The sequence below is a fragment of the Enterococcus sp. AZ040 genome, assembly GCF_050499185.1.
Lineage (GTDB): Bacteria > Bacillota > Bacilli > Lactobacillales > Enterococcaceae > Enterococcus_D > Enterococcus_D entomosocium.
Genome location: NZ_JBMHEW010000001.1, coordinates 2,044,034 through 2,070,930, shown reverse-complemented (window position 1 = coordinate 2,070,930; position 26,897 = coordinate 2,044,034). Strand labels below are relative to the sequence as shown.

Below are 26,897 nucleotides of genomic sequence, written 5' to 3'. Positions count from 1 at the left end.
AGTAAGTAAATTCTAAGCAGCTCATTTTATAAATAAAGGTGGAGAAATATAATTTGTCTATGTGCATTTAATCACCCTTTCTTATATCCGGTTCAATCATATAGAATAATATTTTGAATAACAATTCTGTTTTTTCATGATGTCATGAAAATTTTGGGTAAATGTCGATTTTTTGGTAAAAGATAGCGAATATTTCGTAGCTTGATCTTCACGTAAGGGTTATAAAAAAACAAATATTATTTAAATGGATCAGCAACTATAATTAAGTAATCTGAAAGAAGTGAAGGGCATTTTTGGCCTAAAGAATGTGTCGTCATTTTGGTTAAGACAAACCGTTGCAGGATGTTTTCTTGTTTTGTCAAAAGGAGTCAAAAAAATAAAATTCGCTTTTTCCTGTTGACAGATCAACAAAAGCCGCGTAATATAGCTACCAATAACTCATTAAGACTAGACAAAAGAGAAGTATGAGGACGTTCGTCTTGCAGAGAGCTGATGGTGGTGCAAATCAGCAGATTGACGCTTCAGAAATGGACTTTTGTGTCGAAAGGCTGAAATCAGTAGGCTTTTTCCGGGAACTCCCGTTACAGAGAACGATCGTTGATAGACGATCTAGAGAACCAATTGAGGTGGCACCGTGAGTAATCGCCCTCAGGCAGACAAGTTTGTTTGCCTGAGGGCTTTTTTGTTTTTCTTGCCCTTCAACCAATAAAAAAATAAACGTAAAATCAAACTAAGAGAAGTACTTGAGTCTTTTTTGGTTACAGAAAGTCGGCGGTGATGAGAGTTCGGCACCAAGAAATCAAGGAAATGGCCTTAGCCGATCATTTTTTGAACCCTTTTTTGGCAGTAGGAAAATGCGGGAACTCCCGTTATAGAGGAAGACCGTTGTTAGACGGTTGATAGAGAAGAAGTTGTTTATTTGGGCAACTTCAATTGAGGTGGTACCGCGATCATTCGCCCTCAAGCAGACGTTTTTATGGCGTTTGCTTGAGGGCTTTTTGTTTACAAAGAAAGGAGCAGCTTATGTATCGAATGGAACGAATCAACAGCGATTGTTTGACACCTGTCTCAGTTTTTTTACGGATTCAAGGGGCGCATAAATGTTTATTGGAAAGTATTCCCAGAGAAGAAGATACCGGACGCTATTCGATCCTTACCTTTGATCCCGTTCAGAAAATGACCTTTAAGGATGGTGTTTTTCAAGTGGAGGATCTTTTGAAAAAAACGGTCAACAAGTACCCGTGTCAGGACCCTTTAAAAGAAATGGAAGGGTATGTAGTCAAAAAGGAAATTAGCGCTTTACCGAATCTACCGCTGCAAAGTGGGGCTATCGGGTATGCGGGCTATGATATCGCCGCTTGCTATGAAGACATCGGACAACTGCCCGCAGATGAATTGCAAGTGCCTGATATGGCCTTTTGGCTTTTCGAAACTTTTCTCGTTTTTGACCATCAGACGGAAACTTTAACGATCATTCTTGAAAATTGCTATAGCCAAAGAGGAACCGTCGAGATGGAGCAGGTAATGCAAGCAGTGAAGCAGCAGTTAAGGACACCAGTCGCCGCTGAGACCCGTGTATTGTCAAACGAAAAACTGCATTTTACTAGCAATGTCACACAGCAAGCCTTTGAAGCGATCGTTCAAGAGGCGAAAGCCCGAATTACGGCGGGAGACATGTTCCAAGTCGTTCCTTCGCAACGTCTGAAAGCGTCATTTAAACAAGAGCCCTTTGACTATTACCGCAAACTACGAGTGACAAATCCTTCCGCGTATCTCTATTATCTTGATTTCGATCACGGATTTAAAGTGATTGGTAGCTCACCTGAAAGCCTGATTCGCGTTCAAGGCGACGAAATAACCACGAATCCGATCGCTGGTACCCGCAAACGAGGTGCAACCAAAGCAGAAGACGAAGCTTTGGCAAATGAACTATTGGCAGATGAAAAAGAACGTGCAGAGCATCAGATGCTGATCGATCTTGGGCGCAATGATTTAGGGCGGATCGCTGAACATGGGACGGTTCATGTTCCTTTATACATGGTGATCGAGAAATACCGCTATGTCATGCATATCGTTTCGGTAGTGGCTGCCAAGCGCAGAGCAGGTGTGACGGCAATGGATGCCTTGAAAGCAACCCTGCCAGCAGGCACGGTCAGCGGGGCACCAAAGATTCGTGCCATGACTCGCATCTATCAGTGGGAAGCTGTTCGAAGAGGGGTCTATGCTGGTGCAGTTGGTTATTTTTCACGAAATGATCAAGCGGATTTTGCCATCGGGATTCGGACATTGGTATTGAAAGACGAGATCGCTTATGTCCAAGCAGGGGCGGGGATCGTTTATGATTCTGATCCTTCATCTGAATACCAAGAAACATTACACAAAGCCAAAGCACTATTGGAGGTGTCAGCCAATGATTTTACTCGTCGATAATTATGATTCCTTTACGTATAACTTAGTCCAGCAATGTCCAGCGGATACGATCGTCTTGCGAAATGACGATCCAGAGCTTTTTATTGTTGCTAAAGAAGCAGATGGCATCATTTTTTCCCCGGGACCAGGCCGTCCCGAAGAGGCAGGATTCATGATTTCTTTGATCAAAACATACCATGATAGCAAGCCGCTTTTAGGCATCTGCTTAGGTCATCAAGCCATTGGTGAAGCGTTTGGTGCCAAAGTGGTCCAAGCACCAGCTATTATGCACGGCAAGCAATCGACCCTTACGTATCAGAAAAAAGGCGTATTCGAAACCTACCTAGGAGACATGACTGTCATGCGCTATCACTCGCTTGTCATTGAGCCAGCGACACTTTCAGCGGAATTTGAGGTGTTGGCTGAAACAGAAGGGATCATCATGGCGATTCAGCATCGCGAAAAACCAATCGTAGGACTCCAATTCCATCCAGAATCAATGGGAACAAACGAGGGGGCATTTTTCATAGAACAGTTTCTTAAACTCGTCTCGGATAATACAGAAAAAACACAAGATGAAAAAAGGAGGAATCTTTAATGCAAGCACTAAAAAAGCAGCCGCCGCAACAAATCACTCAGCAATTATTTAATGGCCGTCATTTAAGTTATCAGGAAATGCGTCACTTTGCTCAAGGAATTTTAAGCGGGGTGTTTTCAGAAAGTCAATTGGGGGCAGCATTAGTTGCGATGAAGATCAACGGCATCACAGCTGCCGAATTGACTGCTTTAGCAGAAATTATGTTAGAGCATGCCGTGACCATTCCTTATGAAGGAGGAGACACCATGGACAATTGCGGCACTGGTGGCGACCACGCCAATAGTTTTAATATCTCTACTACGGCTGCCTTCGTTTTAGCAGCTGGGGGAATCACGATGGCAAAACACGGCAATCGCAGTATCTCTAGTCGTTCAGGCAGTGCCGATGTCTTAGCATGCTTGGGGGTGGCAATTCAAGCATCACCAGAAAAAATCGCCGATCTATTAGCGACAGTCGGCATCGCTTTTCTCTTCGCCCCGTCGTTGCATCCGGGCATGAAAGCAGTGATGAAAATACGGCAAGAATTAGCGACACCAACGATTTTTAATCTATTAGGCCCTTTGATCAATCCTGTTCCGTTGACTACGCAACTGATCGGTACTTACGCTGGCGAGAGCTTGGTAGACACCGCTCAGGCGTTAGGCAGTCTTGGTCGGCAACGAGCAATGGTGATCCATGGATGTAATGGGATGGATGAAGCCAATTTGGCAGGTGAAACGGCGATCAGTTTTTATCACGAAGGAAAGGTGAGGAATTTTTCTTTGGATCCGCAAGCGTATGGCTTTACGCCAGCACCGATCGAGGCGATCGTCGGCGGAGATGCGGCTCAAAACGCCGCGATCTTAACAGCAGTTTTGAAAAATCACCCTTCCGTTTATCTAGAGACAGTGGTCTTAAATGCAGGGTTAGGCTTTTATACCAACGGCAAAGCCGCCACCCTAGCGGAAGGCTTTGCGATGGCACGAGCGTGTATCGCTTCGGGCGCGGCCTACGACAAACTGCAGATGCTGATTCGTCAGTCAAATAGCCATTAACTACGAAAGCTGTAAGGAGGAGAATCATGGATTTTTTAGAAACGATCATCCAGAAAAAAGTTGAAGAAGTTGCCGCGATGCCACAAGAAATCGAAAAGGTCGTAACCAAACGTCCATCATTTTATCAGCAAGTCAAGGACCGACCACAAAAAATGCACCTCATTGCTGAAATCAAGCGTACTTCACCCTCAAAAGGAGACATCAACCAAGGAATCGACCCAGTCACACAAGCGCAAGCTTATGAAGCCGCGGGTGTCAGCGGGATTTCCGTTTTGACCGACCAGCAGTTTTTTAAAGGCTCGCTGGCAGATCTTGAAGCAGTCAGTAATGCCGTTTCGGTGCCTATACTATGCAAAGACTTTATTATCGACAGAAAACAATTGATTCGCGCCAAGAATGCGGGTGCCAGTATTGTTTTATTGATCGTGGCCGCTTTAAAACCAGAACGCTTAGCCATACTTCATCAAGAGGCAATAGCACTAGGGTTGGAAGTACTCGTTGAGACTCATAATGCGGCTGAATTTCAACAAGCCCAAGCCTTAGGGGCCAAAATCATCGGCGTCAACAATCGTGACCTAAAAACCTTTGACGTTTCCTTGGATGTCAGTGTTGCTTTAGCACCTCAGCCGTCAGAGGCGGTTTACATCAGTGAATCTGGTATTCGAACTGCCTCCGATGTGCTGCAGCTTGCACCGTTTTATCATGGAGTCCTCGTTGGAGAAACGTTGATGAGAAGCAATCGAATTGCTGAAACAGCTGCAGATTTGCAGGTGAGCCGCCGATGACCAAAGTGAAAATTTGTGGACTCACCGAACGGCTGCATGTCGAAACTGCCATCAGTGCAGGAGCAGATTACCTTGGCTTTGTTTTTGCCGAAAGCCGTCGGAGAATCGATCCGACACAAGTCCGCAAGATAACGGAGCAAGTACCCCAAAATGTAGGGAAAGTCGGGGTTTTCGTTTCTCCAAGTTTTGAAGAAGTGCAAGCGGCAATTCAAGCCGCCCAGCTGACAGCGATTCAGCTCCATGGAAAGGTTCTGCCATCTTTGCAAACAGCCATCCAGACAGGCATTTTTGCGCATCAAAAGATCGCAGTGATCCAAGCCTTTGATGGAGAAGCAGAGACTTTAGAACAAGATTTCCTAAGCTGCGATGCAGATTTTGGGTTATTGGACGCTCCAGTAAGAGATCACCCTTATGCTGGCGGCAACGGCCAATTCTTTGATTGGCAAAAAGCGGCGAGAAAACCGTTACCGTTGTCTGAGCGATTTTTTATTGCTGGCGGTTTGCACGCGGAAAATGTAGAAGAGGCGATCCAACTTTTTAGGCCTTATGCTGTCGATGTTTCTTCAGGCGTTGAAACCCAGGGGAAGAAAGACAGTCGGAAAATCGAACAATTTATTTACTTAGTAAAGGAGAAGATAAAATGACCCAATACCCCACAGAAGCAGGTTTTTATGGTTCTTTTGGCGGGCAGTTTGTGCCAGAGACATTGATGTATGCAGTCAAGCAATTGGAAACTGTCTATCGTGAAGCACAAGCGGACGCAAGTTTTCAAGTAGAATTACAGGAATATTTGCAAGAGTATGTAGGAAGAGAGACCCCCCTTTATCATGCACAGCGCTTGTCACAACACTTAGGCGGTGCCAAAATTTATCTGAAGCGAGAAGATTTGAATCATACGGGCGCCCATAAAATCAATAATGCGCTAGGGCAAGTGTTATTAGCAAAGCGGATGGGGAAAAAGAAAGTGGTAGCGGAGACAGGTGCTGGACAGCATGGCGTCGCCACAGCGACTGCGGCCGCGTTGTTCGGTATGGAATGCACGATTTTTATGGGTGCGGTAGATGTTCAGCGGCAAGCACTAAACGTCTTTCGAATGGAATTGTTGGGAGCAAAAGTGGTTTCAGTCACTTCAGGCAATCAGACATTGAAAGATGCTGTCAATGAAGCGCTGCGTTACTGGGTCGCAACCGTCGAGGACACCCATTACGTGATGGGTTCCGTACTCGGTCCGCATCCTTTTCCAGAGATCGTTCGAGATTTTCAAAGTGTGATTGGCAGTGAGACACGACGGCAACTATTAGAAAAAGAAGGACGACTGCCGACGACAGTCGTTGCTTGTGTTGGCGGCGGCAGCAATGCGATGGGAATGTTTTACCCTTTTATCGATGATCAGACCGTTCGTTTGATTGGCGTTGAAGCAGCTGGGAAAGGTGTGGATACTACTGAGCATGCGGCGACCTTGACGAAAGGCAGTATCGGTATTTTACATGGTACCAAAATGCATCTGCTGCAAGACGATGATGGGCAAGTGATCGAACCTTATTCGATTTCAGCTGGTTTGGATTATCCAGGGGTCGGTCCCGAGCATTCTTACTTGAAGGAGATTGAGCGAGCGGAGTATTTCGCTGTCACTGATGAAGAAGCCGTTGACGCCTTTTATCTCTTGTCTCAAATCGAAGGCATTATTCCTGCTTTGGAAAGTGCTCATGCCGTTGCCTATGCCCTAAAGCTAGCCCCAATCATGACACCCGAAGAACGCTTAGTGATCTGCTTGTCTGGGCGAGGGGACAAAGATGTTCAACAAATCAAAGACCGGAAAGGAGCAGCGAAATGACCAGCAAAACATTGACGATGAAACTAAAGGAGCGCCAAAAACAAGGCAAGCCACTATTTGTTCCTTATATTATGGCGGGTGCCAACGGACTGGAACGCCTGCCAGCAGAAATCGAACTGTTGACGACACATGGCGCAGCGGCCATTGAAATCGGCGTGCCCTTTTCAGACCCAGTCGCAGATGGAGCGGTCATCCAAGCAGCTGGAATGCAGGCATTAGCCAATGGGACCACTTTAAAAAAGATCATTGCTTTGCTGCAAACCATCCATTCCGAGGTTCCACTGGTATTGATGGGGTATGCCAATTCATTCTTTCATTATGGGATTGAACAGTTAGCAAATGAGTTAAAAGCGACAAATGTGAAAGGGTTGATTATTCCAGATTTACCTTTTGAACATCGATCACTAGTAACCCCTACTTTTGATGCGGCGGATCTCGCGCTGATCACACTGGTCTCTTTGACCAGTCCTCCAGACAGAATTCAGACGCTGATCGAAGACGCGGAAGGATTCGTTTATGCTGTGACAGTGAACGGTGTCACTGGAGAAGATCGCCAATACAACGAACAGCTGGATCAGCATTTGCAAGCCATTTCGGAAAAAAGTCCGATTCCAGTATTAGCTGGTTTCGGGGTCTCGACCCACGCAGATGTGCAGCGCTTTGCCAGTGTGTGTGAGGGGGTAGTGATCGGTTCAAAAATCGTAGCAGCGCTACAAAACGAGCCACTGCCTAAAGTCAGTGAGCTGTTAGCAGAACTCGTTGGTAAGCCATAGAAAACAATGTGAAGGAAAGAACCCGAATTGGGTTCTTTTTTTATGAGAAAACTAGTATTCGAGGTACTGATGGGCTGCTATGGAAAAAAGAACGTGATGTGTGAAGAGGAAAAGAAAAAAGGCTGATTGAAGATCAGCCCCAAATTGTCGTGATTATGCCAGTGTATCGGTGTCGATGGTTACTGTCTCGCAAAAATGCCCTCTGCCCCCAACGTAAACATGTTGGATTTCCTTTCGCGAAGTCGTAACGAGTTTGACAAAGATTTCAGAAGGTTCACCTAAATTGCTGCCTTGTTCAAAGCGATACACTTCTTTTTCGAGGGCACACTTTTGATACAAGAAGCAAGCCAAGGCGGCATTGGAAGTGCCTGTGGCAGATTCTTCATTGATGTCAAACAATGGAGCAAAGTTACGACAAACGATTCGTTCTTTTTCCATTGCATATAAGTGCATGCCAACTACTTGTTGAAGCGCACTTACTTTTTTTATTTCCTCAAAATTAGGTGCAACTTGCTGCAACTGGGCCGTTGTTTTGATTGGAATAAGGATATCCTTTAATCCAGTAGAAACGATTTGAATAGGAATTTGATCATTGATAGCATTGGTATCAAAACAGTCAGTTAATTGTTCTAGTGAAAGTACATCTGAAAACAGTGGTTTGTTCTGTTCCATGAAAATGACACCGTCTTTGATGGTGATCGACAAACGTCCGGCGTTGGTGTCGATGCGATACTGTTGCTTGGAAAGTTTGTTTAGATACGATAATAGTGCAAAGGAGGCAATTGTTGCATGTCCGCATAAGTCAACTTCTTCTTTTGGCGTAAAATAGTCAAATCGGAAATCGGCCTGCGGGGATTTCGATAAAAAAGCTGTTTCTGAAAAGCCTAACTCTTTTGCGACGGCTAACTTTTGTTGTGGCGTAAGAGGCTGTTCCAACAAGACGACTCCAGCCTTGTTGCCACCCGTTTGATTTTTACTAAACCCACTTGCGATATGTACCGTTATCTCCATAGGACACCTGCTTTCTTTGTTCTTGTTAAGCATAGCATAATTTTTGCAGGGATAGGTTAAGAAAACGGATTGGTTAAGCGTGTTATACTGAAGGTAAGACAGAGGAGGGACTATATGAAGAGAGCGATGATCCTTTACCCAATCATTTTTGTAGACTTTCCCTTCGGATATGAACACCAAGATTTGCGTCAGTTGATCGATACGGTGATTTATTTGAAAACACCACTAGATATTGCTTTTGCTCGTCAGATTAAACGGGATTATACGAACGAATCAAAAGAAGCGATTTTGACTTGGGCAGATACTTATCTTTCCTATGCAAGAGAGCTATTTGTTTTACACGAACAGATCATTGCTGAAACAGCCGACTATGTACTGGATGGTGCTCTACCAGCTGATCAGCTAGCAGAACAAGTCAAGTATTATCAAGTATTTTAAGAAGCGCTTTTAAGCAAGATTTAGTCTACTGAGTTTTGTTTAATCTCCCTTACTATCTGTTTCAGAGGTCAAAAATGCCGCTGCTTCCTCTAAAGAGAGCGCTGCTCCATTGAATGTGGGCCACGCATTGATACCGTCACATTTTTTTCTCGGAATCAAATGAAGATGAAAGTGAGGGACTGATTGACCCGCTGCTTGATTTGCTGCGCTTAGCAAATTAATCCCATCAAATCCTAAGCGAGTGACACAATGATCTGCTATTTTTTGAACCGTTTGAATGAGGTGAGCAAGAAGAACGGGGGCGCAATCTAAAATACTGGTGTAATGTTTTTTAGGAATAACCAGCATATGATAATCCACGTCTTTGGCATGATCAAGGAAGGCGCAAACACTGTCATCTTCATGGATTACATGGCTTTTTATTTTTCCAGAGACGATGCGGCAAAAAGGACATTCTTCCATCAAAATTCCTCCTATGGAATAAATTTTGTTAGTTGTGTTCGAGAAGTATAATATCTAAAAATGTGAAGCTACGGGATTATGGGAAACCATAAACGATCTTTGTAATTAAGCCGCTCTTTGAGAGGATAATATCATATTTATTTAGCAGTTAAAACTATATGTGATAATTAATGATGTTTTAGATAATTAGTTAATAGGTTGTTTGCAAAAGAAAAGCACCGTGCTGCTGATTTGTGGTAAAAGTGACGTTTGAAAAAAGTGGTTTTTAAAAATTTATCAAAAAAAATCGTTAGGAATCAAGATTCCTAACGATCTGCTAGTGCAATGCACGATAATATAACGTTCCAGGAGGGATTCGAACCCCCGACCGTTCGCTTAGAAGGCGAATGCTCTATCCGGCTGAGCTACTGGAACAAATAATTTTCAGCGAATGCTCACTTCGCCTAAGCTGTTGAAATCAATCAGCAACAAATAACATTATAGAAAAAGGGCGCAGCAATGTCAATCGCTTTTCGCCCTTTTCTTATTTTTTCTTTGAAAAAAGGAAGCGCAGCTGCCCTCAACCTTTCTCAGGTTCCTCAAGAATTACGCTATCTGCTTCTTTCGTAATGAGAATCACACCATCTCCTAAAGGGACAAGCGTGGAGGTCAGCTGAGGATGGTTCATCACGGTATCCAAGAAAAGATTCAATTTGCGATGGATCGCTCGCTGGTTACGAGGGATTTCTTCGATGGGGTGTAGAATCGTTCCAGCTTGAAATACGTCATCCACCATCAGCACACCGCCTTTGCGTAATAGACGCAGACATTCTGGTAAAAATTCAATGTATTTTGATTTGGCGCTGTCCATGAAGATAAAATCATAAGGGCCACTCAATGTAGGTAGGACGTCTGCCGCTTGTCCTTCTAATAGCGTGATTTTTTCTTCATTTCCTAAGCGAGCGTAGGTTTCTTTGGCTTTGCGGATCATGACGTCAAAGCGATCGATCGTTGTGACATGACCATCTTTCACACATTGCGCCATCAAGCTTGAAGAAAAACCGATCGCTGTGCCGATCTCAAGGATTTCTTTTGGCTGGAGCTGTCCTAATAAAAACTGCAAAAAGACCACTGTTTCATGTGGGATGATTGGCACTTCTTTTTCATGAGCGGCTTGCTCGATTTCACCAAGTTCGCCGGGTAATTGCTTTTGTTTTTCACGCATAAACGCCACTAGTTCTGGTTTGACTACTGGACGATGCATCATTTCGTTGCGCATCTTCATCCTCCTAATTTATCGCTGCCCCTTATTATACGAATAACTCACCTTAAGTTCAATCTTTTCGAGTCTTTGGAACAACAAAAAAACCAGTCATAAGACTGGCAGGATAAAGGGGTGAAAAATATTTTTGGGATATTTCTATCATAACGGTGTTATGTGGAGGTTTGGTTAAAATCCTGTGAAGATCTCGTCAGGTTCTGCTTAAATTTTCATCAAGGAAGAAAAGCAACCCATCAACAGGGCAAAAACGAACTTTTTATCGAAATATTCAGAAAATTCAGGGAAAAGTGTTGACAGAGGAACCTGCTGTTTGGTATCTTCATAACAAGATAAAAAAAGTGATAGGTGACGACGATGGATAAACGATTGAAACAAACAGCTGCATTTTTATTATTATTATCGTAAGGACTCTTTTTCTATGACCCGCCTTTTTTAAGGCATCATTTGAAGAGTCCTATTCGCATTGCATGAAGGAAACCCTTTATGGAGTGCTTTTTTTATACCATTTTTTCAATTGTGTTTGAATGAGGTCGCGCCAAGCGTGCTCCTACCACTGCTAAGGAGGAAATAGTGATGAGAAAAATCCAGTTTTTTGATACGACATTGCGAGACGGTGAACAGACCCCGGGAGTCAACTTTAATACGAAAGAGAAGGTTCAACTGGCGCTGCAATTAGAAAAATGGGGCATTGATACGATCGAAGCAGGTTTTCCGATTGCATCAGAAGGAGATTTTCAAGCAGTCAAAGCGATTGCTGGGGCGGTGACGAAAATGACCGTTGCAGGACTTGCCCGTTGTCAGAAAAAAGACATTGATCGTGCCTATGAAGCTCTTTATCAAGCCGTCGATCCACAGATCCATGTCTTTCTAGCAACGAGTAAGGTGCATCGCCAGTACAAGCTGAATATGACGAAAGCAGAAGTACTCGCTTCCATCAAAGAACATGTGGCTTATGCGCGTGAACGCTTTGAAAAAGTTCAATTCTCGCCAGAAGATGCCACCCGCACCGATAAAGCCTTCTTGCTTGAGGCGGTTCAAACAGCGATTGATGCCGGCGCGACGATCATCAATGTGCCCGATACAGTAGGGTTTACCAATCCTACGGAATATGGAGCGCTTTTTGCCTATTTGATCGCCAATATCAAAAGCGAGCAGCAGATCACTTTTTCTTCCCATTGTCATGATGACTTGGGAATGGCGACAGCCAATGCGCTGGCGGCTATTGAAAATGGTGCTGATCGGGTGGAAGGAACGATCAACGGGATCGGCGAACGAGCTGGCAATACTGCATTAGAAGAAGTGGCCTTGGCGTTGCATATTCGCAATGATTTCTATCAGGCTACCTCCAACATCAAATTAAACGAAACAAAACGAACCAGCGATCTGGTGGCACGTTTGTCAGGAATCACGGTACCGAAAAACAAAGCGATCGTCGGAGGCAATGCTTATGCCCATGAATCAGGGATTCATCAAGATGGCGTCTTGAAAAATCCTGAGACCTACGAAATTATTACCCCACAGTTGGTGGGGGTAGAAACCAACTCGTTGCCTTTAGGCAAACTTTCTGGCCGCCATGCGTTTGTCGATAAAATGCAGCAACTGGGCTACCAGTTTGACCAAGAAGAAACCAACGAATTGTTTAAACGCTTCAAAGAATTGGCAGATAAAAAGAAGCAAGTGACCGAACAAGATTTGCTGGCTTTGGTGGCCGATCAAGGCCGCAGCCAAGAAGGCGGCTGCGAGTTGGACGCCGTTCAGCTACAATACGTGTCCAATGGCCATCAAGGAGCAGTGGTTTCTATCATCAAAGACGAGGAAAAACAAGTGGCATCAGCCATCGGTGCCGGCAGTATCCAAGCTATCTACAACTCGATCGATCAGATTTTCCAGCAGCAGCCGAAGTTGTTGAATTATGAGATCACTGCCTTGACCAGTGGGGAAGATGCGCAAGCGGAAGTGCACGTGGTCATTGAATGCCAGGAAACCAATGAAAAAATCAGCGGGATCGGCTTAGACTTTGATGTCTTGCAGGCGTCAGCCAAAGCATATGTACAGGCTAGCGCAGCTCTAAAGAATCGAGGTGTCCTTGTTTGAAAAAGATCGTGGTTTTAGCAGGAGATGGCATCGGACCAGAAATTATGGACAGTGCCCTTGCGGTATTGAAAGCGGCTTGTCCTGACCATCTCCAGCACTTTCATTTTGACCAGCGGCCATTTGGTGGAGCGGCGCTGGCACTTACTGGAGATCCATTGCCGCAAGAAACACTACAAGCTTGCCAGCAGGCGGATGCGGTCCTTTTAGGAGCCATCGGTGATCCAGCTTGGGAAAACGCACCGACAACACCCGAGAAAGGACTTTTGAATCTGCGTCAAGCGTTAGGTCTATACGCCAATATTCGACCCATCAAAGTAGTTGATGCGGTGATTGCTTTGTCTCCCATCAAAGAAACGATCCTTCGAGGGACAGATTTTGTCATCGTTCGTGAGTTGACTGGCGGTATCTATTTTGGCGAAAAAGCAGAAAAACCTGAAGAAGCCTACGACATCAATCATTATCACCAAGCAGAGATTCGACGGATTTTGCGTAAAGCCTTTGAGATCGCCCGTACGCGGAAGAAGCGGGTTCTCTCTGTCGATAAAGCAAATGTGTTGGCGACTAGCCGGCTTTGGCGCCGATTAGCGGAAGAAACGGCACAGGAATTCCCGGATTGTCAGTTGACTCATCAATATGTTGATTCCGCCGCTATGAAAATCATCCAAAATCCCAAAGACTTTGATGTAATCGTGACCGAAAATCTCTTTGGCGACATTTTAAGTGATGAAGCCTCGGTTTTGCCGGGGTCATTAGGGGTGCTACCAAGCGCAAGCCATGGCGCAGAAGGGGTTTCTTTATATGAACCGATCCATGGCTCGGCACCGGATATTGCTAGGCAAAATTGTGCCAATCCGGTTTCCATGATTTTGTCTGTCGTGATGATGCTAAGAGAGTCCTTTCAAGAGGAACAGCTGGCAGATACCATCGAAAGTGCGTGTTATGAGGTAATGAATGCGGGGATCTTGACGCGTGATTTAGGTGGGACGGCAACGACAACTGCCTTTACAGAAGCGGTTATTGCACAGTTAGGAGTGAGCAATTATGGGGAAAACGCTGTTTGATAAACTATGGGATCGGCATGTGATCACAGGAGAAGAAGGGCAGGCGCAGCTGCTTTATGTCGATCTGCATATGATCCATGAAGTGACGACGCCGCAAGCCTTCGAAGGCTTGCGGCAAGCGGGACGGACAGTTCGCTGTCCCGAAAAAACCTTCGCAACAATGGATCATAATGTGCCTACCAAAGATATTTTTACCATCACCGATCTGGTTGCAAAAAAGCAAATGGATACGTTACGTAAAAACTGTCATGATTTTGGGATCGAATTGTGTGACAATGGCTCTGCCAACCAAGGAATTGTCCATATGGTTGGCCCAGAAGTAGGCTTGACCCAACCAGGAAAAACGATCGTTTGCGGTGATTCCCATACTGCCACCCATGGTGCTTTCGGCGCGATCGCATTTGGGATCGGTACGAGTGAAGTGGAGCATGTCTTTGCGACACAGACGATTTGGCAGACAAAACCGAAACGCATGGGAGTTGAGATCACCGGTCAGCTGCAGCCGGGGGTGTACGCCAAAGATATTATTTTGGCATTGATCGCGACGCATGGCACAGATTTTGGTGGTGGCTATGCCGTAGAATTCTTTGGCGAAACGATCCGCAACCTGACGATGGAAGAGCGCATGACCATTTGCAATATGTCGATCGAAGGTGGGGCGAAAATGGGCTTGATCGCACCTGATGAAACGACCTTTGCTTATGTGAAGGATCGACGCTTTGCGCCACAAGCGTTTGCCAGTGCGGTGACGGATTGGGAAACCCTGTATACCGATGAAGGTGCCAACTATGATGCCCTGATCACCTTAGACGCAGCAACCTTAGAACCTTACATCACTTGGGGCACCAATCCAGAAATGGGAGTACCGGTCAGCGAAACGTTTCCTGAAGTGCGAGATCACAATGATCAGCAAGCCTATGAATATATGGCACTGCACCCCGGACAGACGGCTGCCGATATCCCCATCGAATACATCTTTATCGGATCGTGTACCAATGGTCGTTTGTCTGATCTGCAAGAAGCAGCGGCGATTTTGAAAGGTCAGACCATCAAAGAAGGGGTCACTGGCATTATCGTTCCTGGTTCACGCCCTGTTCGTAAAGCAGCGGAAGCTATCGGTTTAGACAAAGTCTTTATTGAGGCTGGTTTTGAATGGCGGGAGCCTGGCTGTTCCATGTGCCTAGGAATGAATCCTGATAAAGTACCAGAAGGCGTCCACTGTGCCTCCACGTCAAACCGCAATTTTGTTGGACGGCAAGGGAAAAACGCTCGGACGCACCTTTGTAGTCCAGCAATGGCGGCAGCAGCTGCGATCCATGGGCGTTTTGTCGATGTACGAGAAGTGGTTGGAGGTGTTGGTTAATGGAAGCTTTTACGCAATTTGAAGGTACGACGCTGCCTTTGATGAATGACAATATCGATACCGATCAAATCCTACCGAAAAATTATTTGAAGCGCGTTGAAAAAACGGGGTTTGGCGAATTTTTATTTGACGATTGGCGCTATTTGCCGCAACGCAAGCCTAATCCAGCATTTATCTTGAATGATCCAGCATATCAGACCGCTCAAGTCCTCGTCACTGGTGATAATTTTGGTTCTGGCTCTTCTCGAGAGCATGCGGCATGGGCGCTGTTGGATTACGGCTTTAAAGCCGTGATTGCTGGCAGCTTCGGTGATATTTTCTATATGAATGCCACCAAAAACGGGCTGCTGCCCATCGAGCTGCCTTTGACTGTTCGCCAAAGGATCGCCTCGCTGCCTGCTTCTGAAAAAATCAGCATCGACTTGCCGAGGCAATGTGTGATCGTTGCCGGGGAGGAGCATTTCTTTGCAATCGATGCTACCTGGAAACACAAATTGATCCACGGTCTCGATGAGATCAGTATCACCTTGCAGGAAGAGGCGAAAATCACCGCCTATGAGCAGACGATTCCAGCGTATTGGCAGTAGGGCTAGGGGACTGGTCGTTATTCGTCGGCTGGTATTTGTGAAAGAATGTTTCTTAACCCTCGCCAATCAGCTTCGATTTGCGGAGTCAACGTCCGATTATAAAAGATCGCAGCGGGATGATACATCGGCACGATCAGATATTCTTTTTCCGACCATTGATAGCCATCCTTTGTCGGATTGCTTTCTTGAATTTTGGAACGGATCACTTCGCCATGGTGGTCTTTGATATAATAGGCGTTGCCTAATAATCGCTGTAGTCCGATATTGCCAACAGTTGCAATGACGGGCGGATCCACGATGGACAACTCGTAGTCAAGCAGTGGTGCGTGTAGCAAGACTTCCTTTTTGGTAGGTGTCCGATTGGGATGGACGATCTCATGGGCACCGCTGCGCTTGTTGATTCGTTCTTTGACGGAATATGGACGGCTGCGGACAGCGCTGGTGATGTAGACATCCTCACGGGTCAAACCGGCTAAAGCCAACGATTTCATCAATTCTTTTCCTGCTTGTCCGCTAAAAGGAATAAAATTCTCGATTTCGGTTCGACCAGGGGCTTCACCAACGATCATCAATTTGGGCTGCAGCGGTCCTTGACCTGGAACAAATCCTTCCAACGGATAACTGCGGGATGCCTGTTGAACGGCAGTGGCTAATTCTTTGGGGTATTGCATGAAAACTCCTCCCATTCTGTTTCGCTTGTGCTCTTTCTTCTATAGTAATAGAAAATAAAAAATGCACAAAAGGAAATGACTAGTAGCAAAAGAATTCTGTCTTTTCCTTAATTAGTGATTGACTTTAGGAAAACATTTTGATAAAGTTAATCTGTTGTAATTGTGGACTCCACAGCTACAACCGCACAGAACAAGTAGTAAGTACGAAAGTCACTTGGGATGGCGAGTCTAAGTATATTATAAGGAGGTGCTGTAGAGCATGTACGCAATTATCAAAACTGGTGGGAAACAAGTAAAAGTTGAAGTGGGTCAAGCAATCTACGTTGAAAAATTAGACGTTGAAGCTGGACAAAAGGTTACTTTTGATGAAGTTATCTTAGTAGGTGGCGAATCAACAAAAGTGGGTGCCCCAATCGTTGCAGGAGCAACTGTTGAAGGAACTGTTGAAAAACACGGCAAACAAAAGAAAGTCGTAACTTTCAAATACAAACCTAAAAAACATTCACACCGTAAACAAGGTCACCGTCAACCTTACACAAAAGTTGTTATTGACGCGATCAACGCTTAATTCTTACGAAAAGCAGGGTAACGAATATGATCAAAGGGACATTCAAACGAAATGACTCTGGTCGGATTGTTTCTTTTGAACTAGCTGGACACGCACAAGCAGGAGAATACGGCAAAGACATCGTCTGTGCTGCAGCATCCGCTTTAGCGATCAGTGCAGTCAATGGGATCGATGCTTTGGCTGGCGTTGCGCCAAAAGTTGAAGCAGATAACGAAAATGGTGGGTACTTATTAGTCACACTGCCTTCTCGTTTGACCCAAGAGCAGTCGAATATCGCACAAATTCTTTTAGAAAATTTGTTGATCGGCTTGCAATCAGTTCAAGAAGAGTACAACGATTATATCCAAATCAAAACTACTAAAGAAAACTAGGAGGTGCATCTCATGTTGATGAAAATGAATTTGCAATTCTTCGCTCACAAAAAAGGTGGGGGTTCTACTTCTAACGGACGTGACTCTCAATCAAAACGTTTAGGTGCGAAACGTGCTGACGGTCAAACCGTTTCAGGCGGATCAATCCTTTATCGCCAACGCGGTACTAAAATTTACCCAGGGGTAAACGTAGGTATCGGTGGAGATGATACATTGTTTGCAAAAGTTGACGGCGTTGTTCGTTTCGAACGTAAAGGCCGCGACAAAAAACAAGTATCTGTTTATCCAGTAGCGCAAGAAGCATAAGAAAATGACATCCAGATTACGTAAAAGTAACCTGGGTGTTTTTTTATACACCAATGAAACCGTTTTAACGAAATAGTTATTTATAATGGCTTAGATAAGGAGTGAAGCAATGATTCAATTAAAAGAAATCACGAAGGAAAACTATCGTGCGTGCATGAATTTGAAGACAACGAAGGAGCAAGAAGATTTTGTTGCGCCCAATTGGTACTCAATGTTAGAGGCGATCTATGAGGAACCACGTCAGGCATTTGCCCTCTACAATGGTGAGGATATGGTCGGCTTTCTCTTATTTAGTTTTTACGAAGCGGATGAGGATTATCCAAAAGCTTCGTGGTGGATCGAGCGGTTTATGATCGCAGAAAAATTCCAAAATCAAGGGTTAGGCAGTCAGGCGTTTCTTGCTGGGTTAGATTGGTTCAAAACCCATATCCAAGCGCAAGAATTAAGGATCTCCGCTGTAGATGGCAACGAGATCGCAACAAAGCTTTACGAACGAAACGGCTTTGTCTTGACAGGTGAAATGATTGATAGCGAGCATGTACTCTTGTTGCAGCTGCCAACGGATCAAGGGTAAATGACTCTTTCTACAGTAAAAAATGAGGTCAAAGGCAGAGGTTCTTAAGGGGATTCTCTGCTTTTTTTATTGGTGTTTTTCCGGTCCAAAAAGTGTGCCGTCATTTTCTGGCTAGATTTTTCAAGAAATTTTGTGCACTTAGGGTAAGAATTACGAGTATATCCATGCTTTGTTGTTCACAAAGTTCCTTTTGCGATTAACGAAATCTTTACACGTTGACAACACAAACCTTATATTCATTTGATACTCTGAGGAAGTAGAACAAATGGAAAGAAACTTTCGAAAAACGTTGATTATTGAGAATGTGCTCACGAATGATTTTGGTAAAAACACGAACATTATCAAAAAAGAAAACGTTCGTAATTCGAAAAAGATTGTTTTTGGTTCGTTGATTTTTTATAATCAAAAAGGAAAGTTCGGAATTCCGTGAGTTCGATTTTTTTAATGAAAAGGAGAAAAAGTGATGAAAGTTTGGAAGAAAACGGCAATGTTTGGTTTAGGTTTGGTGGCAGCAGTTACGCTGGCGGCATGTGGCTCAGGTGGAGCAAGTACTGACTCGGCGGCTGAAGAAGCAGGATATGTACCAGAAAAGTTGACCGTTCAATTTGTTCCATCACAAGCAGCAGAAACATTAGAAGCAAAAGCAAAACCACTTGAGCAATTATTAAGTGATGAATTGGGGATTCCAGTCACTGTGAGTGTTTCCACTGACTACAATACAATCGTCGAAGCAATGGCTTCGAAACAAGTAGATGTCGGCTTTTTACCGCCGAATGCCTATGTTTTAGCAAATGAACAAAGCAATGTTAAGGTGCTATTACAAGCACAGCGTTATGGCATCAAGCAGCCTGGTGGGGAATCAACGGATGAATTGGTTGATAGCTATCGTTCAATGATCGTCGTAAAAAGCGGCAGCGATATCAAAGAGTTGGAAGATTTAAAAGGCAAAATGATTGCCACGCAAGATGTTACTTCTTCTGCCGGTTATGTTTGGCCAGTAGCAGAAATGAAAAAAGCAGGCATCGATATCAATACGGATGTGACGACTGTTCAAGTCAAAGGCCATGACCAAGCGGTCTTATCTGTCTTGAATGGCGACGTTGACGCAGCGTTCGTTTTTGAAGATGCCCGCAACACGGTCAAAAATGATTACCCAGAAATCATGGATGAGGTAGAACCAATGTACTTTACCGAACCGATCCCGAACGATACGATCAGTGTCCGCAGCGACATGAGTGAAGAGTGGGACAAAAAAATCCAAGATGCCTTTATCGCGATCGGTAAAGATGAAGAAGGAAAACAAATCATCTCTGATATTTACTCTCATGAAGGATACGTTGTTTCACAAGACAGCAATTTCGACATCGTAAGAGAGTATGCGGAACAAGTCGGACAATAACTAATAGATGAATAGATCGGGAGGGTACCGGTAGTTGAGGTACCCTTTTCGAATGGAAAGCAATTTTTACCTAATGGAAAGAAAGTAGGAGAATCATGGCTCTAGAGAACGAAACGATTATTTCATTTCAGAATGTGACCAAGCAATACCCAAATGGGGTATTAGGTTTGAAGGACTTAAACATCGATATCAAAAAAGGGGAATTTGTCATCGTAGTGGGTTTATCAGGAGCAGGAAAATCAACGATGCTGCGCTCCATCAATCGACTGCACGAGATCACGAGTGGCGAGATTTTAATCGATAGCAAGTCGATCACAAAAGCAAAAGGAAGAGAGCTACGCTTGATTCGTCGAGACATTGGCATGATTTTCCAAAGCTTTAATTTGGTGAAACGTTCGAGTGTCTTGCGAAATGTCTTAACTGGGCGAGTAGCTTATCACCCAACGATCAAAATGTTGCTTGGTTTGTTCCCGCAAGCGGATAAAGAGCTGGCTTATCAATCGCTGCAGCGGGTCAATTTAGCAGAAAAAGTCTATACTCGAGCCGATGAATTGTCTGGCGGTCAGCAGCAGCGGGTTTCGATTGCCCGTGCTTTGACGCAAGAGCCGAAGATTATTTTAGCGGATGAACCGGTTGCTTCCTTAGATCCTTTAACCACTGAAAAAGTCATGAATGACTTAAAACGGATCAATCAAGATCTGGGGATTACCATCGTAGTCAATTTGCATTCTGTCCAATTGGCAAGAGAGTACGGCACGCGGATCATCGGGTTGCGAGACGGAGGCTTGGTTTTTGATGGCCCTGTCAGTGAAGCGACCGATCAGCGATTGAAACAGATTTATGGCAGCGAGATCATAGAAGAGCAGGAAGGGGCAGGACAATGACGACAAATACGTTGCCGAAACGCAGCGGACTATGGAAAAATGTTCTTTGGCTCGTCATTTTTTTAGTGGTATTGTTCGTTAGCGGCTCTATTTCAGGCGTTGATTTGGCACGGTTCTTTAGCAATAGCAGTCAAATGAATGTCATTTTACAAAAGATGGCTCATCCTGATTGGGCATATGCCAAAATCATTGTAGAGCCGATTTTACAAACGATCCAAATGGCGATCATCGGCACGACCTTTGGTGCACTGGCGGCTTTTCCGTTTTCACTTTTAGCAGCACGAAATATCATGACGAATCATTGGATCAGCGGTTGTTTCCGTTTTGTTTTGAATATCATTCGGACGGTACCTGATTTGATGCTGGCGGCTTTATTTGTTGCCATTGTCGGAATCGGTCCCGTTGCCGGGGTGATCTCCATCTCTGTGTTTTCTTTTGGGATGATCACCAAATTGTTTTATGAATCGATTGAAACGATTGATGAAGGTCCGATCGAAGCAATCACGGCTTCTGGAGGATCGAAGTTTGACATCATCCGCTATGCAGTCGTACCGCAAGTCATGAGCCATTTTCTTAGTTACTTGCTTTATGCCTTTGAGATCAATGTGCGGGCATCGACGATTCTTGGGTATATCGGCGCAGGCGGAATCGGTGTTTTCTTACAACGATCTTTAAGCCAATTTCGATATGACCAGACGTCGATTATCGTCTTAGTGATTTTTGCAGTTGTTTTGGTGATTGATACCATCAGTAATAGATTAAGGGAGCGATTGTTATGATGTTGCCAGCAGAACCGAAAAAGAAAAAAATACGGAATTGGCTGATCGCAGTAGTCGTTATCCTCCTTTATATTTGGGCTTTCGCTGGTATACCTTTTGCCGGCGTTAAAGAAAATGTCGGTCAAATTGTCGGCTCAATCTTTTATGGCCTGATCCATCCTGATTGGGGCTATGTTTATACCGGTGATGGCGAAGATTTGATCAGTTTGATGATCGAAACCGTTGCGATCGCCTTTGTAGGTACGTTTTTATCCTCAATATTAAGTATTCCTTTTGCCTTTTGGGCGGCGCGCAGCAAAAACAGCCCTCGCTGGCTATCAGGTTTCGGTAAAATCGTGCTGACGGCGATTCGAACGTTTCCAGAAATCGTCTTAGCGATCATGTTCATCAAAACAGTGGGTCCCGGATCCTTTGCTGGTGTTTTGGCAGTTAGTGTCCATTCCATTGGGATGTTGGCGAAACTCTATAGCGAAGCGATCGAGAACATGGATCACGGTCCTTCAGAATCGGTCGTTAGTGCGGGAGGAAATCGTTGGGATGTGTTAGGCTTTGCGACATTGCCACAATTGATTCCAGAATTTCTTTCTTTTACCTTGTATCGTTTTGAACTGGCTGTCCGTTCAGCTTCGATCTTAGGGATCGTAGGAGCAGGTGGGATCGGTACGCCGATGATCTTTGCCATCAATGCGCGATCATGGAGCCGTGTAGGAATCATTTTATTAGGGATCGTTGTGACGGTCACGATCATTGATTTTATTTCTGGGCGCTTGCGTAAACGATTGGTTTAATAAAATGAGGTGCGTACTCGAAAAAACACAGTCAGCATAGGCTGTGTTTTTTTGCAGCGGATAGGCGGATGTCGTTTAAGACAGGTTTCGTGAAACTTGTTATACTGGATTCATAGAAAATGAACCCAAACAAGGAGGCTGTTTTATGAAAGCATTATTGATCGTCAATCCAAGTTCTGGTGGGGAACAAGCGAAAGAATTTGAGGAGATGGCAGAAGAAAAGCTGCGGGAAGCTTTTTCAGAGGTCGTTGTCAAACATACCGAAAAAGAAGGAGATGCTACACGTTTTGCCTCTGAGGCAGCAGCAGAATTTGACAGTGTCTTCGCAATGGGCGGTGATGGTACCGTCAATGAAGCGGTCAATGGCTTAGCCCCTCATGACAAACGACCAAATTTCGGTTTCTTCCCGCTGGGCACAGTAAATGATTTAGCCAGAGCATTAGCGATTCCACTAGATCCCAAGGAAGCCATCGAATCATTTGCAGTGGATCACACCCGCAAAATCGATATTGGGCAGGTTAATCAAGACTATTTTACCAATGTAGTGGCGATTGGTATGATTCCAGCGGCGATCAACAATGTGGAAGTTGAAGAAAAAACCAAGCTGGGAAAAATGGCCTATTTTGTTTCTGGTCTACGGGAAGTGCGGAAAAATGAAAGTCATCCGTTTGAAGTGACCGCCGAAAATAATGGCGAAAAAACGACGATCGCTGTGGAAAGCAGTACGATGATCGTTGGTTCATCCAATACGATCGGCGGTTTCGAATCTCTTTTGCCTAAAGCGAGTACCGATGACGGCAAATTACATCTGATCTACTTAAAGGATACGAATCTTTGGGAAACTGTCAAAAGCGTGCCTGAGCTTCTCAAAGGAGTTACGGAATCAAATGATGTTCTTGGTTATCAAACTTTTGATAAAGCAACGATTCGTTTGACGGATGGGGCAACGATCGAAACGAATGTCGATGGTGATCCAGGACCTGAATTGCCAATCACAGTAGCGGTGCTGCCGCAACATCTTACCGTGTATTGCGGAGTTGAAAAAGCCCGCTAAATCATTCATAACTAGGAAACGATCCGTCAAAAGCGGATTGTTTTTTTTATTCAGAAAGAGTATACTGGGAAAAAAATTTACTGAAAGAAGGGGTTCTATGACGATACGTTCTGCCACGATTGCAGATGCGCAAGCCTTGACAGCAATCTATGCTTATTATGTAGAAAATACACCGATTACCTTTGAAACGGAGGTGCCATCGGTTCAAGAATTCGCGGAACGCATCGCCAAGACCTTGAAACGCTACCCGTATCTCGTTGCAGAAGAGGCTAGTGGAATTGTCGGTTATGCCTATGCGTCAGCTTATAAAGAACGGGCGGCGTATGATTGGACCGTTGAAGTAACCGTTTATTTAGCGCCGGATGCCAAAGCAAAAGGGCTCGGCACCGCTCTTTATCAAGGGCTTGAAGAAAAACTAAAAGCGCAAAACGTGGTCAATCTGACTGCGTGTATTACAGGAGGCAATCAACAAAGTGAGGCTTTTCATGAGAAGCTTGGGTATCGGAAAGTTGCTGATTTTTCGCATGTCGGCTATAAGTTCAATCAATGGCACGATGTGATTTGGATGCAAAAAGAACTGCAATGGTTTCCTGATCAGGTGCCAACGTTCATTCCCAATGAAAAAGCCTAACACATCCTGACTTTTGAATATCTTTTTTTGGCAAAATGCTTTATGCTGAGAGTAGCATGTGAAAGGACGTTCTATTGTTCTTTCGAACAAAGTATTTTGCTTTTTCTGTGTGGAAAAAAAGTTGCTTTTTTATAGAAAAATGAGTAAAGTATTCAAGTGGAAAAAACAAGGAGGCGAAGCTGTTGGGCAAGCGAATCGAACGGATTTATCAATATATCGTCGAAAATACGATGAGCGGCTTAGGGGAAAAGAAGGGGTTGTCTACTTCAGAAGTTGCCGATCATTTAGCCATTCAGCGCAGTAATGCCAGTAAGGATTTAAATAAGCTTGTCAAAGAAGGGCGCGTCGAAAAAAGCGACTCGCGGCCTGTTCGTTATTGGGCGGCAGGGGTCGATCCCAGCAGTAAGGAAAAGTATGTCCCAAGCTACAAAGAAAGTCGCCCGCAAAGAGAAAAAGCCTTCCCTCAACGAGTACAAGGAAAACCCTCTGACCGAGATATTTTTGCGACGATCATCGGTGCCAACGGAAGTATGAAAAACGCTGTTGAGCAGGCGAAAGCAGCGATCTTGTATCCGCCGAAAGGGCTAAACTGCTTGATCACAGGGCCTACTGGTTCTGGGAAAACGTACTTTGCCCATGCGATGTTCCAGTTTGCCAAAAGCAATCAAGTAATTGCCGATGACAAAGAATTGATCGTCTTTAACTGTGCGGACTATGCAAATAACCCAGAGCTTTTGATGAGCCATTTGTTTGGTTATGTACGGGGGGCATTTACGGGTGCCGATCAAGAGAAGATTGGTATTATTGATCAAGCGGATGAGAGTATGTTGTTTCTCGATGAGATCCATCGATTGCCGCCAGAAGGGCAAGAAATGATTTTTTACTTTATGGATCATGGTACCTTTAGTCGTCTAGGAGAGACGGGCAAAAATCATCAAGCGAATGTCCGAATCGTTGGTGCTACTACCGAAGACCCCAACTCAACGCTATTAGATACCTTTACCCGACGCATTCCCATCAATATTCAACTGCCCTTTTTTGAGAAACGACCCGCATCAGAAAAAGTCGATCTCGTTCGGGTATTAGTCGGGCAAGAGGCGACCCGTATTCAGCGGACGATCTCCTTGACAGAAGATGTGGTCAAAGCGTTGATCGGCAGTGTCAGTTTTGGGAATATCGGTCAATTGAAATCCAATGTCCAGCTAGTCTGTGCACGGGGCTTTTTGAATCATATGCAACAAGATGAGATTGAAATCGATTTGATCGATTTGCCAGAAGGGATTCGTTCAGGATTGATCGTTTTGGGGAATCGCCGCAATGAGCTGGCAGAGCTTTCTAAGATCCTTGAACCGAAGATTAGCATTCAACCGAATCAAAACTTAAACAATATTCAATCAGATTCCTATGAATTGCCTTATAATCTTTACGATATTATCGGCGACAAGGCTGCTCTGCTAAAAGCAGATGGGTTAGATCAAGAAGCGATCAATCATTTTATCTCAACAGATATCAATGTTCACTTAAAGTCTTTTTATAAAGATCACGGGTTTTCCTTTAACTCGGTCAATAAACTAAGTGAATTTGTCGATCAGAAAGTGATCAGTGTAACAAATCAAATCTATGAGCTGGTTCGACAACGCTTAAATTATGATTTTCAGCAAAATTTCATCTATGCCATGAGCTTACACATCAGCTCGTTTTTGAAAAAAATCCATTTGGGAGAAGAACGACAAACCAATGACAATATTCGTCAGATGGTAGCTGATTATCCTCAAGAGTTTGAAGTCGCCAAAGAAGTCCGCGATTTTATTGGTGATAGTTTCCAAGTGGCGATTCCTGAGAGCGAATCTTATTATTTAGCGGTTCTTCTGGTTTCTCTTAGAACCTCTCATTCCTCTGGGAAAATCGGCGTCGTCGTTGCAGCCCACGGCAACAGCACAGCCAGTAGCATGGTACAAGTGGTCAAACAATTGCTGGAAGTCGATCAAGTGACAGCGGTGGACATGCCGTTAGATATGCCCCCGGCTGTGGCGTTGAAAAAAATCGTGGATAGTGTACGGGCAGTCAATGATGGCAGTGGGGTGATCCTCTTAGTCGATATGGGGTCCTTAGCGACCTTTAATAATGAAATCCAACGAGAAACGGGTGTGGCTGTTCGAACAGTCGATATGGTGACCACCTCCATCGTCCTAGAGACGGTCCGTAAAGCGTCAGTGATCGGCACGGACCTCGATCAGCTCTATGATTCATTACGGAAGTTCCGCGGGTATGGAGCGGTCACTGTGGAAGAACCAGTGACACAAAACCACCATCCTAAAGCGATTCTAGCGGTCTGCGCTTCGGGAAAGGGAACGGCGCAGCGCATCAAAGAATTGATCCAAAGCTCATTGTCAAAACGTCAAAGCCAAAATGTCGAAGTGGTGACGTTATCGGTGGCGGATCTGAGGACGGACTTGGATCAGATTCAACAGCGCTACCGTCTGATTGCCGCAACAGGGATCATCGATCCCCATATCGACGCACCGTTTATTTCATTAGAACGTTTTATTGATCAAGATGTTGATCTACTGTTGGATGATATCCTATTAGAGAATGATTTGAGTTTTGAAGATGAAGTACAGCTAGATGATCGGCAGGCGAAAGAAATCTGTGTCCGGTATTTAGAGGAAAACTTTACCTATGTCAATGCGAAAAAAGTAGTAGAGCCGTTGTGGAAATTTGGCGAAGAGATCATTCACGATTTGGATTTGGTAGGGGCGCAGCAAGGCTTTCAGATCAATTTTGTGATGCATGGCGCAGGTATGCTGGAGCGGATCTTACTGCGGCAGCCATTGACTGTTTCTGAAATTGATTTAGCAGCGATGGAGGAGAATCCGCTTTATGGCCAATTGCATGTGCATGTCCAATCGTTTTCACGCTTGATGAATATCGAAGTGCCTAAGACTGAAGAGTACTATCTGCTAGAGCTGATCAAAAACCATCACGAAAAAGAAATGTATTTTTAATTCTTACAAATAATACAGATACACTAAAAAAGATACAGTATTTTTTAGTGTATCTTTTTTAGTGTATTATCTGAATGCTGATTCTTAAGGTTTTTTCAAGAATAGTGTATCGGAAAAACTTGGCACGCTTCTTGCTTCTATATAAGTGGATACAGGA

27 protein-coding genes, 1 tRNA gene and 3 other annotated features are annotated in these 26,897 nt (G+C 44.4%); of the genes, 23 read left to right on the top strand and 5 right to left on the bottom strand.

All coding sequences use genetic code 11. The annotated features are described in order from the left end of the window. The first annotated feature begins 440 nt into the window (after positions 1–440). Positions 441–653 (top strand) — a binding site (T-box leader). 66 nt (positions 654–719) lie between these two features. Continuing rightward, positions 720–965, top strand: a binding site (T-box leader). A gap of 58 nt (positions 966–1,023) precedes the next feature. The 7 genes from trpE to trpA are packed head-to-tail and all read left to right on the top strand — an operon-like array spanning position 1,024 to position 7,433. Further along, a complete protein-coding gene (trpE, locus tag IGK63_RS09615; protein ID WP_034872251.1) occupies positions 1,024–2,430 on the top strand; it encodes an anthranilate synthase component I in 1,407 nt (468 codons plus the stop codon). Further along, positions 2,411–3,007 (top strand): aminodeoxychorismate/anthranilate synthase component II, encoded by a 597-nt coding sequence (locus IGK63_RS09610; RefSeq protein WP_005235288.1) that lies wholly within the window; start codon positions 2,411–2,413, stop codon positions 3,005–3,007. The genes trpE and IGK63_RS09610 overlap by 20 nt, the downstream gene beginning before the upstream one ends. Next, entirely contained in the window at positions 3,007–4,041 is a 1,035-nt protein-coding gene (gene trpD / locus IGK63_RS09605) for an anthranilate phosphoribosyltransferase (RefSeq protein WP_016613403.1), read from the top strand. Before IGK63_RS09610 ends, trpD begins: the two co-directional genes overlap by 1 nt. A 26-nt stretch (positions 4,042–4,067) precedes the next feature. Next, positions 4,068–4,826, top strand: a complete 759-nt coding sequence (gene trpC / locus IGK63_RS09600) for an indole-3-glycerol phosphate synthase TrpC (RefSeq protein ID WP_016613402.1) — start codon at positions 4,068–4,070, stop codon at positions 4,824–4,826. After that, the gene (locus IGK63_RS09595; RefSeq protein ID WP_016613401.1) at positions 4,823–5,470 is read left to right on the top strand and encodes a phosphoribosylanthranilate isomerase; all 648 of its coding nucleotides are present in this window, start codon (positions 4,823–4,825) and stop codon (positions 5,468–5,470) included. The genes trpC and IGK63_RS09595 overlap by 4 nt, the downstream gene beginning before the upstream one ends. Next, complete coding sequence (trpB, locus tag IGK63_RS09590) at positions 5,467–6,660, top strand: tryptophan synthase subunit beta (RefSeq protein ID WP_016613400.1); 1,194 nt, start codon at positions 5,467–5,469, stop codon at positions 6,658–6,660. Before IGK63_RS09595 ends, trpB begins: the two co-directional genes overlap by 4 nt. Further along, positions 6,657–7,433: a tryptophan synthase subunit alpha gene (gene trpA / locus IGK63_RS09585; protein ID WP_005235298.1), complete on the top strand. Its 777-nt coding sequence runs from the start codon at positions 6,657–6,659 to the stop codon at positions 7,431–7,433. Before trpB ends, trpA begins: the two co-directional genes overlap by 4 nt. Positions 7,434–7,586: 153 nt before the next feature. Here the strand turns inward: trpA and IGK63_RS09580 are convergent, their stop codons facing one another. Continuing rightward, on the bottom strand, positions 7,587–8,444 hold the full coding sequence (locus IGK63_RS09580) for a PhzF family phenazine biosynthesis protein (protein WP_034872250.1): 858 nt from the start codon (positions 8,442–8,444) through the stop codon (positions 7,587–7,589). Positions 8,445–8,558: 114 nt separating this feature from the next. Here IGK63_RS09580 and IGK63_RS09575 point away from each other — a divergent pair, with 114 nt between their 5' ends. Then, positions 8,559–8,882 carry a hypothetical protein gene (locus IGK63_RS09575; protein WP_016613398.1) on the top strand — a complete coding sequence of 108 codons (324 nt, stop codon included), beginning with the start codon at positions 8,559–8,561 and terminating at the stop codon, positions 8,880–8,882. 39 nt (positions 8,883–8,921) lie between these two features. Here the strand turns inward: IGK63_RS09575 and IGK63_RS09570 are convergent, their stop codons facing one another. The 3 genes from IGK63_RS09570 to IGK63_RS09560 form a co-directional block, all read right to left on the bottom strand. Further along, on the bottom strand, positions 8,922–9,344 hold the full coding sequence (locus IGK63_RS09570; RefSeq protein ID WP_429972484.1) for an HIT family protein: 423 nt from the start codon (positions 9,342–9,344) through the stop codon (positions 8,922–8,924). 340 nt (positions 9,345–9,684) lie between these two features. After that, positions 9,685–9,758, bottom strand: a tRNA-Arg gene (locus tag IGK63_RS09565). A 145-nt stretch (positions 9,759–9,903) separates the two neighbouring features. Further along, entirely contained in the window at positions 9,904–10,602 is a 699-nt protein-coding gene (locus tag IGK63_RS09560) for an O-methyltransferase (RefSeq protein ID WP_034872576.1), read from the bottom strand. Between the two features lie 576 nt (positions 10,603–11,178). Here IGK63_RS09560 and IGK63_RS09555 point away from each other — a divergent pair. Genes IGK63_RS09555 through leuD form a run of 4 tightly spaced genes read left to right on the top strand, consistent with a single transcriptional unit; the run spans position 11,179 to position 15,710 of the window. Beyond that, positions 11,179–12,699, top strand: a complete 1,521-nt coding sequence (locus IGK63_RS09555) for a 2-isopropylmalate synthase (RefSeq protein WP_016612263.1) — start codon at positions 11,179–11,181, stop codon at positions 12,697–12,699. After that, positions 12,696–13,760 carry a 3-isopropylmalate dehydrogenase gene (leuB, locus tag IGK63_RS09550; RefSeq protein ID WP_016612255.1) on the top strand — a complete coding sequence of 355 codons (1,065 nt, stop codon included), beginning with the start codon at positions 12,696–12,698 and terminating at the stop codon, positions 13,758–13,760. Before IGK63_RS09555 ends, leuB begins: the two co-directional genes overlap by 4 nt. Then, positions 13,741–15,123 carry a 3-isopropylmalate dehydratase large subunit gene (gene leuC, locus IGK63_RS09545; protein ID WP_016612253.1) on the top strand — a complete coding sequence of 461 codons (1,383 nt, stop codon included), beginning with the start codon at positions 13,741–13,743 and terminating at the stop codon, positions 15,121–15,123. Before leuB ends, leuC begins: the two co-directional genes overlap by 20 nt. Next, a complete protein-coding gene (leuD, locus tag IGK63_RS09540; protein ID WP_016612252.1) occupies positions 15,123–15,710 on the top strand; it encodes a 3-isopropylmalate dehydratase small subunit in 588 nt (195 codons plus the stop codon). The genes leuC and leuD overlap by 1 nt, the downstream gene beginning before the upstream one ends. Positions 15,711–15,727: 17 nt before the next feature. Here the strand turns inward: leuD and IGK63_RS09535 are convergent, their stop codons facing one another. After that, positions 15,728–16,381, bottom strand: coding sequence for a uracil-DNA glycosylase (locus IGK63_RS09535; protein ID WP_034872574.1), 654 nt, complete (start codon positions 16,379–16,381; stop codon positions 15,728–15,730). A gap of 169 nt (positions 16,382–16,550) precedes the next feature. Further along, positions 16,551–16,621: a sequence feature (ribosomal protein L21 leader region), on the top strand. Between the two features lie 19 nt (positions 16,622–16,640). On the opposite strand from IGK63_RS09535, the gene rplU reads away from it, so the two are divergent. The 11 genes from rplU to IGK63_RS09480 all read left to right on the top strand — a co-directional run bounded on the left by rplU (position 16,641) and on the right by IGK63_RS09480 (position 26,740). Beyond that, on the top strand, positions 16,641–16,949 hold the full coding sequence (rplU, locus tag IGK63_RS09530; RefSeq protein WP_005225751.1) for a 50S ribosomal protein L21: 309 nt from the start codon (positions 16,641–16,643) through the stop codon (positions 16,947–16,949). Between the two features lie 26 nt (positions 16,950–16,975). Further along, positions 16,976–17,320 carry a ribosomal-processing cysteine protease Prp gene (locus tag IGK63_RS09525; protein WP_005225752.1) on the top strand — a complete coding sequence of 115 codons (345 nt, stop codon included), beginning with the start codon at positions 16,976–16,978 and terminating at the stop codon, positions 17,318–17,320. Between the two features lie 12 nt (positions 17,321–17,332). Beyond that, positions 17,333–17,626, top strand: a complete 294-nt coding sequence (gene rpmA, locus IGK63_RS09520; RefSeq protein WP_003126181.1) for a 50S ribosomal protein L27 — start codon at positions 17,333–17,335, stop codon at positions 17,624–17,626. 109 nt (positions 17,627–17,735) lie between these two features. Further along, positions 17,736–18,200, top strand: a complete 465-nt coding sequence (locus tag IGK63_RS09515) for a GNAT family N-acetyltransferase (RefSeq protein WP_016612250.1) — start codon at positions 17,736–17,738, stop codon at positions 18,198–18,200. Between the two features lie 463 nt (positions 18,201–18,663). After that, entirely contained in the window at positions 18,664–19,599 is a 936-nt protein-coding gene (gene phnD / locus IGK63_RS09510; RefSeq protein ID WP_016612249.1) for a phosphate/phosphite/phosphonate ABC transporter substrate-binding protein, read from the top strand. A 95-nt stretch (positions 19,600–19,694) separates the two neighbouring features. After that, positions 19,695–20,483 (top strand): phosphonate ABC transporter ATP-binding protein, encoded by a 789-nt coding sequence (gene phnC / locus IGK63_RS09505; protein WP_005235328.1) that lies wholly within the window; start codon positions 19,695–19,697, stop codon positions 20,481–20,483. After that, on the top strand, positions 20,480–21,262 hold the full coding sequence (gene phnE / locus IGK63_RS09500) for a phosphonate ABC transporter, permease protein PhnE (protein WP_005235330.1): 783 nt from the start codon (positions 20,480–20,482) through the stop codon (positions 21,260–21,262). Before phnC ends, phnE (IGK63_RS09500) begins: the two co-directional genes overlap by 4 nt. Beyond that, complete coding sequence (gene phnE, locus IGK63_RS09495; RefSeq protein WP_016612248.1) at positions 21,259–22,050, top strand: phosphonate ABC transporter, permease protein PhnE; 792 nt, start codon at positions 21,259–21,261, stop codon at positions 22,048–22,050. Before phnE (IGK63_RS09500) ends, phnE (IGK63_RS09495) begins: the two co-directional genes overlap by 4 nt. Before the next feature lie 145 nt (positions 22,051–22,195). Continuing rightward, entirely contained in the window at positions 22,196–23,104 is a 909-nt protein-coding gene (locus IGK63_RS09490) for a diacylglycerol/lipid kinase family protein (RefSeq protein ID WP_008378502.1), read from the top strand. Between the two features lie 97 nt (positions 23,105–23,201). Then, positions 23,202–23,735: a GNAT family N-acetyltransferase gene (locus IGK63_RS09485; RefSeq protein ID WP_034872572.1), complete on the top strand. Its 534-nt coding sequence runs from the start codon at positions 23,202–23,204 to the stop codon at positions 23,733–23,735. 230 nt (positions 23,736–23,965) lie between these two features. Next, positions 23,966–26,740, top strand: coding sequence for a sigma-54-dependent transcriptional regulator (locus tag IGK63_RS09480; protein ID WP_016612246.1), 2,775 nt, complete (start codon positions 23,966–23,968; stop codon positions 26,738–26,740). The last annotated feature ends 157 nt before the right edge of the window (positions 26,741–26,897 follow it).

Coding starts and splice junctions, on each gene's coding strand:
- IGK63_RS09535 (WP_034872574.1), bottom strand. CDS start 16,381: ATGCAATACCCCAAAGAATTAGCCACTGCCGTTCAACAGGCATCCCGC.
- IGK63_RS09480 (WP_016612246.1), top strand. CDS start 23,966: ATGAGCGGCTTAGGGGAAAAGAAGGGGTTGTCTACTTCAGAAGTTGCC.
- trpA (WP_005235298.1), top strand. CDS start 6,657: ATGACCAGCAAAACATTGACGATGAAACTAAAGGAGCGCCAAAAACAA.
- IGK63_RS09580 (WP_034872250.1), bottom strand. CDS start 8,444: ATGGAGATAACGGTACATATCGCAAGTGGGTTTAGTAAAAATCAAACG.
- phnD (WP_016612249.1), top strand. CDS start 18,664: ATGAAAGTTTGGAAGAAAACGGCAATGTTTGGTTTAGGTTTGGTGGCA.
- phnE (WP_016612248.1), top strand. CDS start 21,259: ATGATGTTGCCAGCAGAACCGAAAAAGAAAAAAATACGGAATTGGCTG.
- phnE (WP_005235330.1), top strand. CDS start 20,480: ATGACGACAAATACGTTGCCGAAACGCAGCGGACTATGGAAAAATGTT.
- trpB (WP_016613400.1), top strand. CDS start 5,467: ATGACCCAATACCCCACAGAAGCAGGTTTTTATGGTTCTTTTGGCGGG.
- trpD (WP_016613403.1), top strand. CDS start 3,007: ATGCAAGCACTAAAAAAGCAGCCGCCGCAACAAATCACTCAGCAATTA.
- IGK63_RS09610 (WP_005235288.1), top strand. CDS start 2,411: ATGATTTTACTCGTCGATAATTATGATTCCTTTACGTATAACTTAGTC.
- IGK63_RS09555 (WP_016612263.1), top strand. CDS start 11,179: ATGAGAAAAATCCAGTTTTTTGATACGACATTGCGAGACGGTGAACAG.
- IGK63_RS09570 (WP_429972484.1), bottom strand. CDS start 9,344: ATGGAAGAATGTCCTTTTTGCCGCATCGTCTCTGGAAAAATAAAAAGC.
- IGK63_RS09595 (WP_016613401.1), top strand. CDS start 4,823: ATGACCAAAGTGAAAATTTGTGGACTCACCGAACGGCTGCATGTCGAA.
- IGK63_RS09525 (WP_005225752.1), top strand. CDS start 16,976: ATGATCAAAGGGACATTCAAACGAAATGACTCTGGTCGGATTGTTTCT.
- IGK63_RS09490 (WP_008378502.1), top strand. CDS start 22,196: ATGAAAGCATTATTGATCGTCAATCCAAGTTCTGGTGGGGAACAAGCG.
- leuD (WP_016612252.1), top strand. CDS start 15,123: ATGGAAGCTTTTACGCAATTTGAAGGTACGACGCTGCCTTTGATGAAT.
- phnC (WP_005235328.1), top strand. CDS start 19,695: ATGGCTCTAGAGAACGAAACGATTATTTCATTTCAGAATGTGACCAAG.
- IGK63_RS09560 (WP_034872576.1), bottom strand. CDS start 10,602: ATGCGCAACGAAATGATGCATCGTCCAGTAGTCAAACCAGAACTAGTG.
- IGK63_RS09485 (WP_034872572.1), top strand. CDS start 23,202: ATGACGATACGTTCTGCCACGATTGCAGATGCGCAAGCCTTGACAGCA.
- IGK63_RS09575 (WP_016613398.1), top strand. CDS start 8,559: ATGAAGAGAGCGATGATCCTTTACCCAATCATTTTTGTAGACTTTCCC.
- leuC (WP_016612253.1), top strand. CDS start 13,741: ATGGGGAAAACGCTGTTTGATAAACTATGGGATCGGCATGTGATCACA.
- IGK63_RS09515 (WP_016612250.1), top strand. CDS start 17,736: ATGATTCAATTAAAAGAAATCACGAAGGAAAACTATCGTGCGTGCATG.
- trpE (WP_034872251.1), top strand. CDS start 1,024: ATGTATCGAATGGAACGAATCAACAGCGATTGTTTGACACCTGTCTCA.
- rpmA (WP_003126181.1), top strand. CDS start 17,333: ATGTTGATGAAAATGAATTTGCAATTCTTCGCTCACAAAAAAGGTGGG.
- rplU (WP_005225751.1), top strand. CDS start 16,641: ATGTACGCAATTATCAAAACTGGTGGGAAACAAGTAAAAGTTGAAGTG.
- trpC (WP_016613402.1), top strand. CDS start 4,068: ATGGATTTTTTAGAAACGATCATCCAGAAAAAAGTTGAAGAAGTTGCC.